The organism is Gammaproteobacteria bacterium, assembly GCA_030680605.1.
Taxonomy (GTDB): domain Bacteria; phylum Pseudomonadota; class Gammaproteobacteria; order SURF-13; family SURF-13; genus JAQBXX01.
Genome location: JAUXUQ010000010.1, coordinates 254,983 through 270,654, shown reverse-complemented (window position 1 = coordinate 270,654; position 15,672 = coordinate 254,983). Strand labels below are relative to the sequence as shown.

Genomic DNA, 15,672 nt, shown 5'->3' with positions numbered 1-15,672 from the left:
CACCATGCCCGCACACCATCCACTCCGCTACCAAGTCACGCTGCTGGTCGTCACGCTGCTGTGCACTTCACTGGCGCATGCAACCTTCAAGCAGCGTGAGGAACGCTGGGCGCAGCAGATACTGCAATATCTCACCATCGGCAAGGCGGAATGGCTGCCCGACCCCACTGGAAAATTTTTAAGCATCTACACCGCAGCCGAAGGCCAGACCAAGGGCGGAGTGATTGTGATGCACGACGAGGGGCAGCACCCGGACTGGCCGGATGTGATCTCACCCTTGCGCCGTGGCCTGCCGGCGCACGGCTATGCAACTCTCTCGCTGCAAATGCCGATCCTGCCACGCGGCGCACCACTCACCGGCTACGGCCGCGCCCTGGATGAAGCGCCGCCGCGCATTCGCGCCGGTATCAAATTTCTGCGCAACAAGGGCATCAAACGCATCATACTGATCGGCCACGGCATGGGGGCGACCATGGCCAGCGCCTATCTGGCGCAGGCCAAAGACCCCGGCATCACCGCCTTCGCCGGTCTCGCGCTGGACGCCCCGGAGACACAGAGTACAATCTACAAGCTGGATCCACGCCTGCACGCCCCCACCATGCTCGCCAAGATACGTATCCCGGTGCTCGATCTCTACGGCGGCCTTGACCGCCCCACCATCGTCGACGCCGCGCCTAAACGGGCCAAGGCGGCGGCGGGCAACAAACATTACCTGCAAGTCAAACTCGACTACGCGGATCATTTTTTCACCCGGCTGGACGACGCGCTGGTCGAACGCCTCTCTGGCTGGTTCGACCAGTATGCCGCGACGGGTGGCAACTGATCATGATCGATTGCCAGCTCATACTCAGCACCTGCCCGGACACTGAAGTCGCGGAGCGCATCGCCGATACACTGGTGGACCAGAAGTTGGCCGCCTGCGTGAACCTGGTGCCGGGGCTGCGCTCGGTGTACCGCTGGAAGGGCCAGCGGGAACGGGCCGAGGAAGTACTGCTCATCATCAAGTCACGTACGCAAGACTACAGCGCCGTAGAAAAAGCGTTGCGGGCCTTGCATCCCTATGAACTGCCGGAGATCATCGCCGTTCCTGTCAGTGCGGGCCTGCCCGCCTATCTTGCCTGGCTCGGACAGCGCGGCGAGGATGAATGACATGAAGCTGTATAAATGGATATTGCTGCTCACGCTGGCAAGCGCCAGTGCCGGCGTCAGCCTTGGCGCACTGGCGTCCGCACCCACCGACAGCGGCAAAAGCACTGTTGCTGATTTCTTCAATAACCTCGGCACCAAGCTCGGCCTGCCGGGCAGTGATGGGCAAACCTTTCTCGAACCCGACGCGGCCTATGCCTTTTCCGCCACAGCCATAAACGGCGGCCACGCCATTGCGGCGCGCTGGCAGGTGGCCGACGGCTATTATATGTACCGCGACAAGTTCCGTTTTGAGCTGGTCGAGAGCAATGACGTAAGCCTGGGCGCGGCCCAATTCCCCCCCAGCGAAACCAAACAGGACCCCAATTTCGGCGCGGTACAGGTCTACCATCAGGATGTAGAGATCGTGCTGCCGCTGCTACGCACCAGCGCTGCACCGACTGCCATCACCCTGCGCGTCGGTTACCAGGGCTGTGCCGAGGCGGGCTTTTGCTACCCACCGATGACCAAAACCGTCAGCCTGCAACTGCCGGTAGCGAGCGCAGCCAATCCACTCGTCGGCGCTAGCGCCAACACTGGCGCGCCCGCATTAACCGAACAGGATCAACTGGCACGCCTGCTCACCGGCGGCAGCACGGCCTTCGCGCTGCTGACCTTCTTCGGCCTGGGCCTGCTGCTCGCCTTTACGCCGTGCGTATTTCCCATGGTGCCAATACTCTCCAGCATTATTGTGGGTCAGGGCGGCATGCAGAACTCGCGTCGCGCCTTCATGCTGTCGCTGGTTTACGTGCTCGCCATGGCAGCCACCTACACCATTGCGGGCGTGGCCGCAGGGCTGTTCGGCAGTAACCTGCAGGCCGCCTTTCAGAGCCCGTGGGTACTCAGCAGCTTCAGCATCGTCTTCGTGCTGCTGGCGCTGTCCATGTTTGGTCTCTACAAGCTGCAATTACCGGCCGCATTGCAGACCCGCCTGACGCGCCTCAGCAATAGCCAGCAGGCCGGCACCCTGTCAGGGGTAGCCCTTATGGGGCTGTTTTCGGCGCTGATCGTTGGCCCCTGCGTGGCGGCGCCGCTGGCCGCAGCGCTGATCGTGATCGGTCAGAGCGGTGACGCCGTGCTGGGCGGGGCCGCGCTGTTTACCCTCAGCATGGGCATGGGGGTACCCCTGCTGCTGGTCGGCACCTCACTCGGCAAATGGCTGCCCCGCGCGGGCGGCTGGATGAGCACCGTGAACGCCGTGTTCGGCGTGCTGTTGCTGGCCCTGGCGGTATGGCTGCTGGAGCGCATCCTGCCTGCCTCCGTCACCCTGGCCCTGTGGGCACTGCTGCTGATTATCTGCGCCATCTACATGGGTGCGCTGGAGCGCCTGCAACCCGAGGCCACCGGCTGGCGCAAACTCTGGAAGGGCGTGGGTGTGGTGATGCTGATCTATGGCAGCCTGCTCGCCATAGGCGCCGCCAGTGGCGGCAGGGATGCCCTCCAGCCGCTGCAAAATTTCGCTGTAGCTGGCGCCGATCGGGCGATCTCCGCTGCGGCCCTGCCGGCCCTGCCGTTCAAGCAGATCAAGGACCTCGCCCAACTGCAGGACGAAATCATGCAGGCCCGTGCCGCCGGCAAACCGGTGATGCTCGACTTTTATGCCGACTGGTGCGTCTCCTGCAAGGAGATGGAGAAATACACCTTCTCCGACCCCGCCGTACAACAGGCCTTGTCGGTGGCGGTACTGCTACAGGCCGACGTTACCGCCGATGACGCCACTGACCGTGACCTGCAAAAGACACTGGGCGTATTTGGCCCCCCGACCATGATCTTTTACGGCCCGGATGGACAAGAGCGCACCGAATATCGTCTAATTGGTGCCTTAGGCGCCAAGAAATTCCTCACCCATGTACGCAGCGCCTTCGAACTACCCGCTATTTAGGCAATCTTGCCGTCAAATGCGGCGAACGTCTTCAAATTAGACTCATTCCTGCTGGACAGCCCCGCCTTTTCTAGGCACAATGGGGCGGTCTTTGGTCGCAGGGAAAGTCTTGCATGGCGAAACTGCTGGTACTGCACGGCCCCAATCTCAACCTCCTGGGCAGCCGTGAGCCCGATTACTACGGCCACACCGGGCTGGACGCCATCAACGCGCGGCTGGAAACCCTGGCCCGAACCGCCGGCCACAGCCTGCAGCACTTCCAGAGCAATGCCGAGCATAGCCTGGTAGAGCGCATCCACGCCGCCCAGACCGAAGGTGTCGCCTTCATCCTCATCAATCCGGCGGCCTTCACCCATACCAGTGTCGCCCTGCGCGACGCCCTCGCCGCCGTAGACATCCCGTTCATCGAGGTGCACCTGTCCAACGTGCATGCGCGGGAAGAATTCCGCCAGGCCTCCTATTTCTCCGACATTGCCGTCGGCGTCATCAGCGGGCTCGGCGCACAGGGCTACGAACTGGCGCTGCAAGCCGCACTCCAGCGCCTCTCACCCGCTACCGCCTAAGGCCCACCTACCATGGACATCCGCAAGGTAAAAAAACTGATCGAGCTGCTGGAGGAATCCGGCATTGCCGAAATCGAAATCCGCGAGGGCGAAGAGTCGGTGCGCATCAGCCGCCACGGCCAGAGCGGCACCCAAGTGGCCATGCAAGCCGCGCCGGCAGCACTGCAAAACGGCCACACCCCGGCAGCAGCGCCCACCGAACCGGCCGTACCGGCGGCACCCACCGTCCCTGCCGGACACACCGTGAACGCCCCCATGGTCGGCACCTTCTACCAGGCGCCCACGCCGGGTGCCCCGTCCTTCGTCGAGATCGGCCAGAGCGTGAACGTGGGCGACATCCTGTGCGTGATCGAGGCCATGAAAATCATGAACCAGATCGAAAGCGACAAGTCCGGCGTGGTGCAGGCGATGCTGGTCGAGAATGGCCAGCCGGTCGAGTTCGGCCAGCCGTTGTTTGTCATCGAATGAGCCCGGCACCCGCGCTGCCTTACCTGCTGACGACCACCCCCCATGCTTGAAAAAGTCGTCATCGCCAACCGCGGTGAAATCGCGTTGCGTATCCTGCGCGCCTGCCGCGAGCTCGGCATCAAGACCGTGGCGGTGCACTCCACCGTTGACCGCAACCTCAAGCACGTATTGCTGGCGGACGAATCGGTCTGCATCGGCCCTGCACCATCGGCCCAGAGCTATCTCAATGTTCCGGCGGTCATCAGCGCCGCCGAGGTCACCGACGCGGTCGCCATCCATCCCGGCTACGGCTTTCTGTCGGAAAATGCCGACTTCGCCGAGCGCGTGGAGCAGAGCGGCTTCATCTTCGTCGGGCCGCGCGCCGAGACCATCCGCCTGATGGGCGACAAGATCGCCGCCATCAACACCATGAAGAAGGCAGGGGTACCCTGCGTGCCGGGCTCTGACGGCCCGCTCGGCGACAACGCCAAGGAAAATCTCGCCCTGGCGCACAAGATCGGTTATCCGGTCATCATCAAGGCCTCAGGCGGCGGCGGCGGGCGCGGCATGCGCGTGGTGCATACCGACGCCACCCTGCTCAGCGCCATCACCCTCACCAAGTCCGAGGCGCTGGCCGCGTTCAGCAACGATACCGTGTACATGGAAAAATTCCTTGAGCGCCCGCGCCACATCGAGTTTCAGGTGCTGGCCGACACCCACGGCAATGCCATCCACCTCGGCGAGCGCGACTGCTCCATGCAGCGCCGGCACCAGAAAGTGCTGGAAGAAGCGCCCGCGCCGGGCATACCGGAGAAACTGCGCAACAGCATGGGCGAGCGCTGCGCCGAGGCCTGCCGCGACATCAGATACCGTGGCGCCGGCACGTTTGAATTTTTATACGAAAACGGCCGTTTTTATTTCATCGAGATGAACACCCGCATCCAGGTCGAGCACCCTGTCACCGAAATGATCACCGGCATCGATCTTGTCCGGGAGCAGTTGCTCATCGCCTCGGGCGAGCGCCTGTCTGTACGCCAGAAGGACGTTATCTGGCGCGGCCACGCCATCGAATGCCGCATCAACGCCGAAGACCCGAAAAAATTCACGCCCTCGCCCGGCACCATCACCCAGTTCCACGCCCCCGGCGGGCCGGGCGTGCGCATGGACTCGCACATCTACAACGGTTACACCGTGCCGCCGAACTACGACTCATTGATCGGCAAGCTCATCGTGCACGGCGACACGCGCGCCTCGGCACTGGCGCGCATGCACACCGCGCTGGCCGAAATTGTGGTGGACGGCATCAAGACCAACATCCCGCTACAGCGTGACATCATTGCTGACGCAGCCTTTCAGCAGGGTGGCACCTCGATACACTATCTGGAAAAGAAACTGGGGTTGTAGGCGTAGGGCGCATCAGGTGCAAGCCGTAATGCACCGAAGTGTTAGCGGTTACATTCGGCGGGATGTGCTGCAGTTAGTGCTCCCTACCGTGCTTAACAAGCTTGTCAGTACTTTAATTTCCTAACCTCTTTAATTCATCTAACTCTACCTGCAATCTAGCCGCCCTTTCAACAGTTAGGGATTCAAGCTCAGATAGATAAATTAGAGGATATATACTACCTCCTCGATAACCTATTGATGCAGACTCTGCCTGTTTTTCGCTGTATTCTTCCCACGCCTTCTGTGATTCATATAAAGCCTCTCTTTCTATCTCATCAATTTTAAAAGAAAGCTCGTTTAAGGTTTGCTCTAATCTGGCTTTAGAAATCTTCAGATTAGCATCCGCCCTTATGTTAAGTGCGGCCTGCGAAAGAAATTCCCCATCAGTTTTTTCGACCAGCGACTGGGTTTCATTTTCTATTAACCTAGATGCCTTGCCTATTAACTCCGACTTTCCGGTCAGAGCATTTTCTAATTCACAAAGATCCTCAATCGATAGGCATTGCTCAGATAACTGCTTATTTATTTCAAGGACTTTCCTTTGCCTATCAAGTTTGTCTGATTGCGGCTTCTTCTCAACCATCCTCTTAATTAGATACAGTGCGCCCGAAATAATGGCTCCCAATAAGACAAATCCTAATTTTTCGTAGATATCCATGAGCTATTCTTATTATGAATCCTGACGAGATTTAGACGCCTACTTTAAACCTATCCAAGTATGCTGCCGAAGTGATAGTAAATTAAATATCATTCTCTAGCTCTTTAATTCCGCTACTTTTTCATTCCTTGCACCTACCATCCTGATCCAACGTTACCGTGCATGTATGATAGGCTGCCTATCATCGCCTGATAGCATTTAAAGCTAAATACCCATGGCTTGGCTGCAACTCAAATTTAACGCACCCTCCGCGCTGGCCGAAGCGCTCGCCGACCGCCTTACAGACGCGGGCGCGCTCGCAGTGACCCTGCGCGACAGCCAGGACGAGCCATTATATGAACCTGCTCCCGGTGACACGCCGCTGTGGACGCACACCAGCGTTGAAGGCCTGTTTGCCGCCGACGCCGACATCCCCGCCATTGTCGAGCAATTGCATGCCCAAAGCGGTGACGAATCGGTGCGTGATTACACGCTGGAACCACTGGCGGAACAGGCGTGGGAGCGGGTGTGTCTCGACCAGTTCAAGCCACTGTGCTTCGATGACACGCTGTGCATTTGCCCCAGTTGGCTGACACCGCCGGATGCCACACGCGTCACACTGCTGCTCGACCCCGGCCTCGCCTTCGGCACCGGCACCCATCCCACTACCGCGCTGTGTCTGGAGTGGCTGGCGCAGCACCCTCCCGCCGACCTGACGGTAATCGATTATGGCTGCGGCTCTGGCATCCTCGCACTGGCGGCGGCGAAGCTCGGCGCGCGCACGGTGTATGCCACCGACTACGACCCGCAGGCGCTCACCGCCACTCGCGCCAACGCGGAAAAAAATGCAGTGCAGCTGCACACGCTGGCGCCGGAGCAGCTCCCGGCGCTGGAGGCCGACGTGCTGCTGGCCAATATTGTTGCGCAACCGCTGATGACACTTGCGCCTCTGTTTGCGCAACACCTGCGCACCGGGGGCCAGCTGGTGTTGTCGGGCATACTTGAGCAACAGGCAGACGACGTGATAGCCGCCTATCTCCCCTGGTTTTCAATGGTGCAGAAAGTTCTGCGTGAAGACTGGATGCTCTTGGAAGCGGTGCGCACATCCGCTAAGGTATAGCCCATATGTACACGCAATGTCCGCTGTGCAACACGCAATACCTCATCATCGCTGCTGAACTGAAGGCGGCGCTGGGCAAGGTGCGTTGCGCGCACTGCGATAGCGCGTTCAATGCATTAAGCCGCCTCAGTGACACACCGCTGGAAACCGCTGCAGCGCCATCGGCCTCCCTGCTTGCAGCCGACAGCATGGCGGGTGATGAGACGGGCGCGTCACCCGCAGCCGTCATTAGCGCATCCATGGCTCCCACAGGACCCATGATTTCTGACTTGATCGACACACCACCCCGCATCATGATGGAGGAATTCGCCTGTCCGCGCAGAAGGCCCTACCGGGCGTTGGGCACGGCGCTGTGGAGCATGGGTATTGTCTTTTTGCTGGCCTTGCTGCTGGCACAATATGCCTACGCCACGCGCGACAACCTCGCGCGCTCGCCGGCGCTGCGTCCGCTGGTGGAACAGTTATGCACGCTAGTGGAGATGTTTGCGCACTGCGCGATGCCCCTGCGGCGTAACCTGACGCAAATTGAGCTGCAAGGGCAGTATGTGCGCCCGCACCCGCACTTTCAGAATACCCTGCTGGTCAGTGTGACGCTGCTGAACAAGGCACCGTTCGCGCAGCCTTATCCCGCGCTCGAACTTACGCTGGCGGATTTCAATGGCGCATTAGTGGGGCACCGCCGCTTCCAGCCCGCCGACTATCTGTTGCCGGACGTTGATATCGGGCGCGGCATGGCACCCCAGACTGTCACGACTGTAAGGCTGGATATGGTCACACCGTCAGCGTCGGCCAATCCTGATCTGATCTCATGGAGCTTCGCACTGTTTTAGTCAGGCCTGCCCCTGCACGCCTGTCAGCCTGCCGCCTCTGCAATGACCCTGTTGTTATACCTCAAACGCTGCGCCAGGATCTTGAGCAGGTTGCGCGCCAGGCCATGCGAGATGCGAGTCATGGACCACAAGGTCGACTGTTTGATGACCAGCAGCACACTGTCCTCTTCGGCAATAACGGAAGCAGTGGTCGTGGTTTCGGTCAGGATGGAAATCTCGCCCACGCACTCGCCTGCACCCAGCGTAAGAAAGGGTGCCGCGTGTGTGTCGCTCAGGTGTATGTTGAGCGCACCGGAGAGTATCAGATAAAGCTTGTCATTGCGCTGACCCGGCCTGAGCAGCGCCTCACTCCGCATCAAATCCTTGAGCGGACACGCTTCCAGCAGACGCGCCATCCCATCCAGGCTGACCTTTTCAAACAAGGCCGACCGGGTGATCAGTTTCCGGTAGTGCTCGGTCATGCATGTGCTCATACATTTCCCCGACTGACTGTTATTACCCCACCCCTGCTCCCGCTAAATGCCACCGGTTTACTCAACTGTCAACTATTTCTTATTCACGGCTGCGGCGTTGCGCCATGTTAGACTAGCAGCGGGAGTCGGCCAGACAGCCGCTCCGTGGCTGGAATCCAGACGCGGGGAGGAAAGTCCGGGCTCCACAGGGCAGGACGCCAGGTAACACCTGGGAGGCGCGAGCCTATGGAAAGTGCCACAGAAAACATACCGCCTACGTCTGCATCCGTGCAGGCCGGTAAGGGTGAAATGGTGCGGTAAGAGCGCACCGCGCCAGTGGCAACACTGGTGGCAGGGAAAACCCCGTCCGGAGCAAGACCAAATAGGGAAACCATGGTGCGGCCCGCACCGTTTCCGGGTAGGTTGCTTGAGGTACGCGGTGACGCGTATCCCAGAGGAATGGCTGTCCACGACAGAACCCGGCTTATCGGCTGACTCCCGCTTTTAACAGTTACCCCTGACCAGTAAATCGAGCTCTTTCTACCCCCTTCTCCTACCCCTGCCCGGGCCTTTTGCCGTGCCCGCCCCGGCTCTCAGCATGCTGTTCTATTCCAATGATTTCACTTGACAATTCAGCACTTATCTTTCTATAGTGGGAAAATGTGGGGTAAAGTGGGTTAGCCGCAGCTGGCGTGGGGAGGCAGGCGTGTTTCGAGGGGTAAACGCACTCAGTCTGGATGCCAAGGGGCGCATGGCGATGCCCGCGCGCTACCGTGAGCGCCTGACGGCCCAGTGCAACGGCAATCTGGTGGCCACCATTGACCCGGAAGACCGCTGCCTGTGGCTGTATCCGCTGTCGGTGTGGGAAGAGATTGAGCGCGTTATCGACCGCCTGCCCAGCCTCGACAAGGGCTCACGCCGCATCCAGCGCCTGCTCATCGGCCACGCCACCGAGTGTGATCTCGACGGCCAGGGGCGCCTGCTGCTGCCCGCCCCGCTGCGCGAGTTCGCCCAGATCGACAAGCAGGTGGTGCTGATCGGTCAGGGCAAAAAGTTTGAAATCTGGGCCGAGGCGGCGTGGAGCGAGCAGCGTGCCGCGTGGCTGGAAGAGGATATCGGAGACTACAAGGAGTTGTCCGACGACATGAAAAAGCTGTCGCTCTAACTAAGGGGCTAGGGTCTAGAGACGAGGGATTTTCCGTAGCCCCTGGCCCCTAAATCCTGGTTTAGATAACGATGAGTAATCAGCACCGTGCGGTGTTGCTGGAAGAGGCGCTCACGGGCCTCGCGATCAAACCGGAAGGCCGGTATGTGGACGGTACCTTCGGTCGTGGCGGCCATGCGGCAGCGGTGCTGGAAAAGTTGGGCAAGGAGGGGCGCCTGCTGGCGCTCGACAAGGACCCGCAGGCGGTGCAGGCGGGGTTGGAGGGGCTGGCGGCGGATAAGCGCTTCATGATTGAACGGGGGTCGTTTTCGGTGCTCAAGCAGCATATTGAAAGCCGGGGGTGGCTGGGCAAGGTCGATGGTGTACTGCTCGACCTCGGGATGTCTTCGCCCCAACTTGACGACCCTGCGCGCGGCTTCAGTTTTTCCTCCGACGGCCCGCTCGATATGCGCATGGATCCGGACAGCGGCATCAGCGCCGCCGACTGGCTGGCGCGGGCCAGTGAAGACGAGATCGTCCGCGTCCTGTTTGAGTACGGCGAAGAACGCTATGCGCGCCGCATTGCCCGCGCCATCGTGACCCAACGCGTCCATACCCCCATCACCACCACGCGCCAGCTGGCCGAGACCGTGGCCGCCGCCAACCCGCGCTGGGAGCGCGACAAAAATCCCGCCACGCGCAGCTTTCAGGCCATCCGTATTTTCATCAATCATGAACTCGACGATCTGGCTGCTTGTCTAAACCAGTGTGCCGATGTGGTAGCGCCCGGTGGGCGGCTTGCCGTCATCAGCTTTCACTCCCTGGAAGACCGCTTGGTAAAACGCTTCATCCGGCGCGAGGCGCGTGGCGTCGAACTACCGCCCGAACTTCCCGTCATCCATGCCGATCTGCATCCGCGCTGGCGTGCCGTCGGTAAGGCCATCCGCCCGGGCGCAGCCGAGATCGCCGCCAACCCGCGCGCGCGCAGTGCCGTGCTGCGGGTTGCGGAGCGGCAACCATGAGACTGCATGGCGACATGCTATTCGCCGCCCTGCTGGCGCTGGCAGCGCTGGCCAGCGCGCTCGCCGTGGTCTACGCCCGCCACGAAGGCCGCAAGCTGTTCATCGAGTTGCAGGCCCTGCAACAGGTGCGCGATGACATGGATGTGGAATGGGGACAACTGCAGCTCGAGCAAAGCACCTGGGCCACGCACAGCCGCATTGACCCGATTGCACGCGAGCAACTGGAAATGTCGGTGCCCGGGCCTGACGCCACCCGGATCATCAAGCAACCGTGACCACCAGCGCGCCCTTTACCCTCCATCCCGCACGCCGCATCGTGGTGTTTACGCTGCTCGCACTGGCCGGCCTGACGCTGGTCTGGCGTGCGGTTGATCTGCATGTGGTGCACAAGGAATTTCTGCGTGACCAGGGCGAGGCACGCTACCTGCGCGTGGTCGCGCTGCCCGCACATCGCGGCATCATCACCGACCGCAATGGCGAACCTCTGGCAGTGAGCACGCCGGTGGAGTCAGTGTGGGCCAACCCGCGCGAACTCGCCACCGCCCAAGCCGACTGGCCAGCCCTCGCCGCCCTGCTCGATCTCGACAGTGATGGCCTCGCAGCCTATCTGGCCGCGCGGCTGGAACGCGAGTTTGTCTATATCAAGCGCCGCATCGACCCCGACCTCGCGGCCCGCGTGATGGCCCTCAATGTGCCTGGGGTGGCGCTCATGCGTGAGTATCGGCGCTACTATCCGGACGGCGAGATCATGGCGCATGTGGTCGGCATCACCAACGTGGACGATATCGGGCAGGAGGCCATCGAACTCGCCTACGACGACTGGCTGCGCGGCGTACCCGGGGCAAAACGCGTGATCAAGGACAGGCTCGGCCGTATCGTGGAAGATGTAGAGAGTCTGAGCATCCCGCGCCCCGGCAGGGAGTTACGTCTCAGCCTCGATCGCCGTATCCAGTACCTGGCCTACCGCGAACTCAAGGCGGCGCTGCTGCAACACAAGGCCCGCTCAGGCTCACTGGTGGTCATGGAGGCCGGTACAGGTGAAGTGCTGGCCATGGTCAATTTCCCTGCCTACAACCCGAACCGCTCCAATGGCGCGCGCAGTGACAAGCGCAACCGCGCAGTCACCGACCTGTTTGAACCCGGCTCCACGATCAAGCCCTTCACCGCCGCCGCCGCCCTGGAGTCCGGACTGTACCAACCCGGCACACTGATCGATACCGCGCCCGGCCTGCTGCGCGTGGGCAACAAGAGCGTGCGGGATATCCATGACTACGGGCGCATTGATGTTGCCACCGTAATCCAGAAATCAAGCAACGTCGGCGCCTCCAAGATGGCGCTCGCCATCTCTCGCGAACAGTTGTGGCGCATGTTTTCAGGCGTGGGTTTTGGTGCCGCCACTGGCAGCAGTTTTCCGGGTGAAGCGGACGGCGTGCTGCCGCCTTACACACGCTGGCGCGAGGTGGAGCGTGCCACACTTGCCTTTGGATATGGCGTTTCGACAACCGCGCTGCAACTCGCCAGCGCCTATGCAACGATTGCCAACGGCGGGCAACTGCATCCGGCATCGTTTCTGCCCGTAAAGAAGCCGTCGAATGCCAATACCGTCATGCAATCGGATACGGCGGCGGCACTGCGCTCCATGCTGGAGAGCGTCACCCATGAAGGCGGCACCGGCACCCAGGCCCGTGTCACAGGTTATCGTGTGGGAGGAAAAACCGGCACGGTACACAAGGTCGGCGCGCACGGTTATGACAAGAGTCGCTATGTTGCATTGTTTGCCGGTTTCGCTCCCGCACATCACCCACGCCTGGTCACCGTCGTGGTCATCAATGAGCCTGGGGGCGAACAGTATTATGGCGGCCATGTCGCAGCCCCGGTGTTTTCGCGTGTCATGGCAGGCGCCCTGCGTCTGCTCAATATCGCACCGGATGCCCCTGTCGTTCAGACACAGCAGCTCGCACACAACCTGCCCCGCACTGATTTGCACCAGACAAGCATCAACACCCTGTCCCCAGACACTTATACAGGAGATGCCGAATGACAGCTGCCTCACGTTCCAGCAGTTACCATGCACCCGCGGCACACCGACTGTCAGCCCTGCTGGCGGGCTTCACTGAAATCGCGCCCGCCTGTGAGCGCTTGATCTACGGTCTCTCGCTGGACAGCCGCACCACCCGCGCCGGTGACCTGTTTCTCGCCTGTCGCGGCACGCAGACCGATGGCCACCGCCACATCGAACAAGCCATACAGGCAGGCGCCGCTGCCGTGGCCTGGGAATGGTCCACAGAGCACGCGCCACATGAACTGCAAACTGGCTGCAATGAACACAAAAAACGTACGCCCATGATCAGCGTTGAGCAGTTGAGCCAGCGTGCAGGGGTGATTGCCGAACGCTTTTATGATTACCCGTGCCAACACCTCAGCATCATCGGCATCACCGGCACCAACGGCAAGACTTCAGTCAGCCATATACTTGCGCAGGCGCTGTCAGAGGACAACAAAACCGCCTGCGGGGTCATCGGCACGCTGGGCTACGGGCTCTACGGTCAATTGCAGAGCGCGCACAACACCACGCCCGATGCCCTCAAGCTGCACGCACTGCTGGCACAGTTCCGGGCCGCGCAGGCCCATCATGTGGTGATGGAGGTTTCATCCCACGGGCTTACCCAGGGCCGCGCCAACGGTGTCAGTTTCGATACCGCAGTATTCACCAACCTCACTCGCGATCATCTCGATTATCACGCCAGCATGGAAGAATACGGTCAGGCCAAACGCCGCCTGTTCCTGATGCCCGGACTGCGGCGCGCAGTGATCAACACCGATGACGCCTATGGGCGCGAGATCATCAACACGCTGCCCGATCACATCAAAACCCTCCACTACGGGCTGGGCGCGGCAGCTGCCAGCGGCGTGCGCGGCAGTCAGCTCAAGCTCGGCCCTGACGGGCTGCGTATGAAGGTGCATACGCCCGCAGGTGATGGCATGTTGCACAGCCCGCTGCTCGGCCGCTTCAACGCCTCCAACCTGCTCGCGGCACTCAGCGTACTGCTGCTGCAAGGCAAGTCGTTGAAGCATGCGCTGGATCGACTGGAGGGCGTACAGCCCATAGCCGGCCGCATGGAGCGCTTCGGCGGCGGACGGCGGCGTCCGCTGGTGGTGGTGGACTACGCCCACACCCCGGATGCCCTGGCCCAGGCCCTGCAGACACTGCGTGAACATACTCCGCCCGGCGGCAAGCTGTGGTGCGTCTTTGGTGCCGGCGGCGACCGTGACCGTGGCAAGCGTCCGCTCATGGGCCAGGCAGCGGAGGCGCATGCCAACTTCATCGTACTCACGGATGACAATCCGCGCCACGAAGACCCGGTGAGCATCATCACCGACATCCTGGGCGGCATGGCCAACCCGGACGCTGTTTATATCCATCGCGGGCGCGCCGAGGCCATTGCCTTCGTGCTGCACCACGCCTTGCCCACGGACACCGTGCTGATAGCCGGCAAGGGCCACGAGGACTACCAGCAGATCGGCAATGAAAAACTGCCGCTCAGCGACCGTGAGCAGGTGCAGCGCCTGCTGCATGAGATGGAGGAATGATCCAGATGCAACTCTCCGCCGCCGCCCACCTGCTCGCCGCCGAACACATCGGCGCCGATGTGACGTTTCGCGGCGTGAGCACGGATACCCGCAGCCTGCAACACGGCAATTTATTCGTTGCGCTTGTCGGCCCAAATTTCGATGGTCACCACTTTATTTCCGAAGCGTTCGCCAAGGGTGCGGTGGCGGCCTTGGTAAACCAGCGGGTAGAGGCCCCACTGCCCCAGCTCGCGGTAGCGCACACCCACCAAGGGCTGGGCCAACTCGCCGCTGGCTGGCGGGCGCAGTTTTCACTGCCGGTGATTGGCGTCACCGGCAGTAATGGCAAAACCACCGTAAAGGAAATGATCGCCGCAATTCTGGCCCAGAGCGGCCCCATGCTCGTTACCCAGGGCAACTTCAACAACGACATCGGCGTACCGCTGACCCTGTTCCAGCTCGATGGCAAGCATCGTTATGCCGTGATCGAGATGGGCGCCAATCACCTGGGTGAAATAGGCTATCTCACCCAGCTGGTGCGTCCTACGGTCGCACTCATCACCAATGCCGGCCCGGCCCATCTGGAAGGCTTTGGCAGCCTGGACGGCGTGGCGCACGGCAAGGGCGAGATCTATGCCGGGCTGGATGACGATGGCATCGCCGTGATCAATGCCGATGACGTGTATGCACCCCTGTGGCGCGGGCTCGCAGGCAGTCGTCGCTGTCTGAGCTTCGGGCTGTCACAACCCGCCGATGTGAGTGCGCAATGGGAGGCGCATGCCGACGGCAGCCTGATCCAGCTGGTGACGCCCGCCGGACAACTGGCGCTACGCCTCAAACTGCCCGGCAAGCACAACGTCATGAATGCGCTTGCAGCCACGGCGGCGGCGCTGGCCGTCGAGGCCCCGCTCACCGATATTCAGCACGGACTGGAAGGCATGCGGGCCGTGGCGGGGCGGCTGCAGCTGCGCACTGGCTACAATGGCGTGCGCATCATTGATGACAGCTACAACGCCAACCCGGCCTCACTGAATGCAGGTATCACGGTGCTGGCTGCGCAGCCAGGCGCCAAGTGGCTGGTGCTGGGTGATATGGCGGAGTTGGGACCTGATGCAGCGCAAGCGCACCACGCGGTCGGCCGCGCGGCACATGCAGCGGGCATCAATCGCCTCTATTGTGTGGGTGAACTGAGCCGCGAAGCCAGCAAGAGTTTTGGCCATGGCGCGCACCACTTTGCCACCCAGGCCGAACTGGTCGACGCGATTCGCCTGGCGATTGCAGGCAACCATGCGGATGACATCACGCTGCTGGTAAAGGGCTCACACAGCGCGGAGATGGAGCGCGTGGTCGCGGCACTCACGGCAACGGAGCACTGAT

Annotated in this window: 16 protein-coding genes and 1 other RNA gene; 15 read left to right on the top strand and 2 right to left on the bottom strand. The window is 61.4% G+C overall.

Annotated elements, in window-relative coordinates; genetic code table 11:
- Positions 1-4: 4 nt before the first annotated feature.
- The 6 genes from Q8L89_06000 to accC all read left to right on the top strand — a co-directional run bounded on the left by Q8L89_06000 (position 5) and on the right by accC (position 5,481).
- Positions 5-823: a DUF3530 family protein gene (locus Q8L89_06000; GenBank protein ID MDP1708602.1), complete on the top strand. Its 819-nt coding sequence runs from the start codon at positions 5-7 to the stop codon at positions 821-823.
- Between the two features lie 2 nt (positions 824-825).
- Positions 826-1,149 (top strand): divalent-cation tolerance protein CutA, encoded by a 324-nt coding sequence (gene cutA, locus Q8L89_05995; GenBank protein ID MDP1708601.1) that lies wholly within the window; start codon positions 826-828, stop codon positions 1,147-1,149.
- Between the two features lies 1 nt (position 1,150).
- On the top strand, positions 1,151-3,067 hold the full coding sequence (gene dsbD, locus Q8L89_05990) for a protein-disulfide reductase DsbD (GenBank protein MDP1708600.1): 1,917 nt from the start codon (positions 1,151-1,153) through the stop codon (positions 3,065-3,067).
- 113 nt (positions 3,068-3,180) lie between these two features.
- Positions 3,181-3,630 (top strand): type II 3-dehydroquinate dehydratase, encoded by a 450-nt coding sequence (gene aroQ / locus Q8L89_05985; GenBank protein ID MDP1708599.1) that lies wholly within the window; start codon positions 3,181-3,183, stop codon positions 3,628-3,630.
- A 12-nt stretch (positions 3,631-3,642) separates the two neighbouring features.
- Entirely contained in the window at positions 3,643-4,098 is a 456-nt protein-coding gene (accB, locus tag Q8L89_05980) for an acetyl-CoA carboxylase biotin carboxyl carrier protein (GenBank protein MDP1708598.1), read from the top strand.
- A gap of 42 nt (positions 4,099-4,140) precedes the next feature.
- A complete protein-coding gene (gene accC / locus Q8L89_05975) occupies positions 4,141-5,481 on the top strand; it encodes an acetyl-CoA carboxylase biotin carboxylase subunit (GenBank protein ID MDP1708597.1) in 1,341 nt (446 codons plus the stop codon).
- A 112-nt stretch (positions 5,482-5,593) separates the two neighbouring features.
- Here the strand turns inward: accC and Q8L89_05970 are convergent, their stop codons facing one another.
- Positions 5,594-6,178: a lysozyme inhibitor LprI family protein gene (locus tag Q8L89_05970; GenBank protein MDP1708596.1), complete on the bottom strand. Its 585-nt coding sequence runs from the start codon at positions 6,176-6,178 to the stop codon at positions 5,594-5,596.
- Between the two features lie 214 nt (positions 6,179-6,392).
- Here Q8L89_05970 and prmA point away from each other — a divergent pair, with 214 nt between their 5' ends.
- Both prmA and Q8L89_05960 read left to right on the top strand, forming a co-directional pair.
- Positions 6,393-7,277 (top strand): 50S ribosomal protein L11 methyltransferase, encoded by an 885-nt coding sequence (gene prmA, locus Q8L89_05965; GenBank protein MDP1708595.1) that lies wholly within the window; start codon positions 6,393-6,395, stop codon positions 7,275-7,277.
- Positions 7,278-7,282: 5 nt separating this feature from the next.
- Positions 7,283-8,107, top strand: coding sequence for a zinc-ribbon and DUF3426 domain-containing protein (locus Q8L89_05960; GenBank protein ID MDP1708594.1), 825 nt, complete (start codon positions 7,283-7,285; stop codon positions 8,105-8,107).
- A gap of 23 nt (positions 8,108-8,130) precedes the next feature.
- Here the strand turns inward: Q8L89_05960 and Q8L89_05955 are convergent, their stop codons facing one another.
- Complete coding sequence (locus Q8L89_05955; GenBank protein MDP1708593.1) at positions 8,131-8,568, bottom strand: cyclic nucleotide-binding domain-containing protein; 438 nt, start codon at positions 8,566-8,568, stop codon at positions 8,131-8,133.
- Between the two features lie 133 nt (positions 8,569-8,701).
- On the opposite strand from Q8L89_05955, the gene rnpB reads away from it, so the two are divergent.
- From rnpB to murF, 7 genes are all read left to right on the top strand, one after another.
- Positions 8,702-9,062, top strand: an RNA gene (rnpB, locus tag Q8L89_05950) — RNase P RNA component class A.
- A 203-nt stretch (positions 9,063-9,265) separates the two neighbouring features.
- Entirely contained in the window at positions 9,266-9,724 is a 459-nt protein-coding gene (mraZ, locus tag Q8L89_05945; protein MDP1708592.1) for a division/cell wall cluster transcriptional repressor MraZ, read from the top strand.
- Between the two features lie 71 nt (positions 9,725-9,795).
- Positions 9,796-10,725: a 16S rRNA (cytosine(1402)-N(4))-methyltransferase RsmH gene (rsmH, locus tag Q8L89_05940; GenBank protein ID MDP1708591.1), complete on the top strand. Its 930-nt coding sequence runs from the start codon at positions 9,796-9,798 to the stop codon at positions 10,723-10,725.
- On the top strand, positions 10,722-11,000 hold the full coding sequence (gene ftsL, locus Q8L89_05935) for a cell division protein FtsL (protein ID MDP1708590.1): 279 nt from the start codon (positions 10,722-10,724) through the stop codon (positions 10,998-11,000). Before rsmH ends, ftsL begins: the two co-directional genes overlap by 4 nt.
- Positions 10,997-12,766, top strand: coding sequence for a penicillin-binding transpeptidase domain-containing protein (locus tag Q8L89_05930; protein MDP1708589.1), 1,770 nt, complete (start codon positions 10,997-10,999; stop codon positions 12,764-12,766). The genes ftsL and Q8L89_05930 overlap by 4 nt, the downstream gene beginning before the upstream one ends.
- Positions 12,763-14,316: a UDP-N-acetylmuramoyl-L-alanyl-D-glutamate--2,6-diaminopimelate ligase gene (locus tag Q8L89_05925; protein MDP1708588.1), complete on the top strand. Its 1,554-nt coding sequence runs from the start codon at positions 12,763-12,765 to the stop codon at positions 14,314-14,316. The genes Q8L89_05930 and Q8L89_05925 overlap by 4 nt, the downstream gene beginning before the upstream one ends.
- The gene (murF, locus tag Q8L89_05920; GenBank protein ID MDP1708587.1) at positions 14,313-15,671 is read left to right on the top strand and encodes a UDP-N-acetylmuramoyl-tripeptide--D-alanyl-D-alanine ligase; all 1,359 of its coding nucleotides are present in this window, start codon (positions 14,313-14,315) and stop codon (positions 15,669-15,671) included. The genes Q8L89_05925 and murF overlap by 4 nt, the downstream gene beginning before the upstream one ends.
- Position 15,672: the final 1 nt, after the last annotated feature.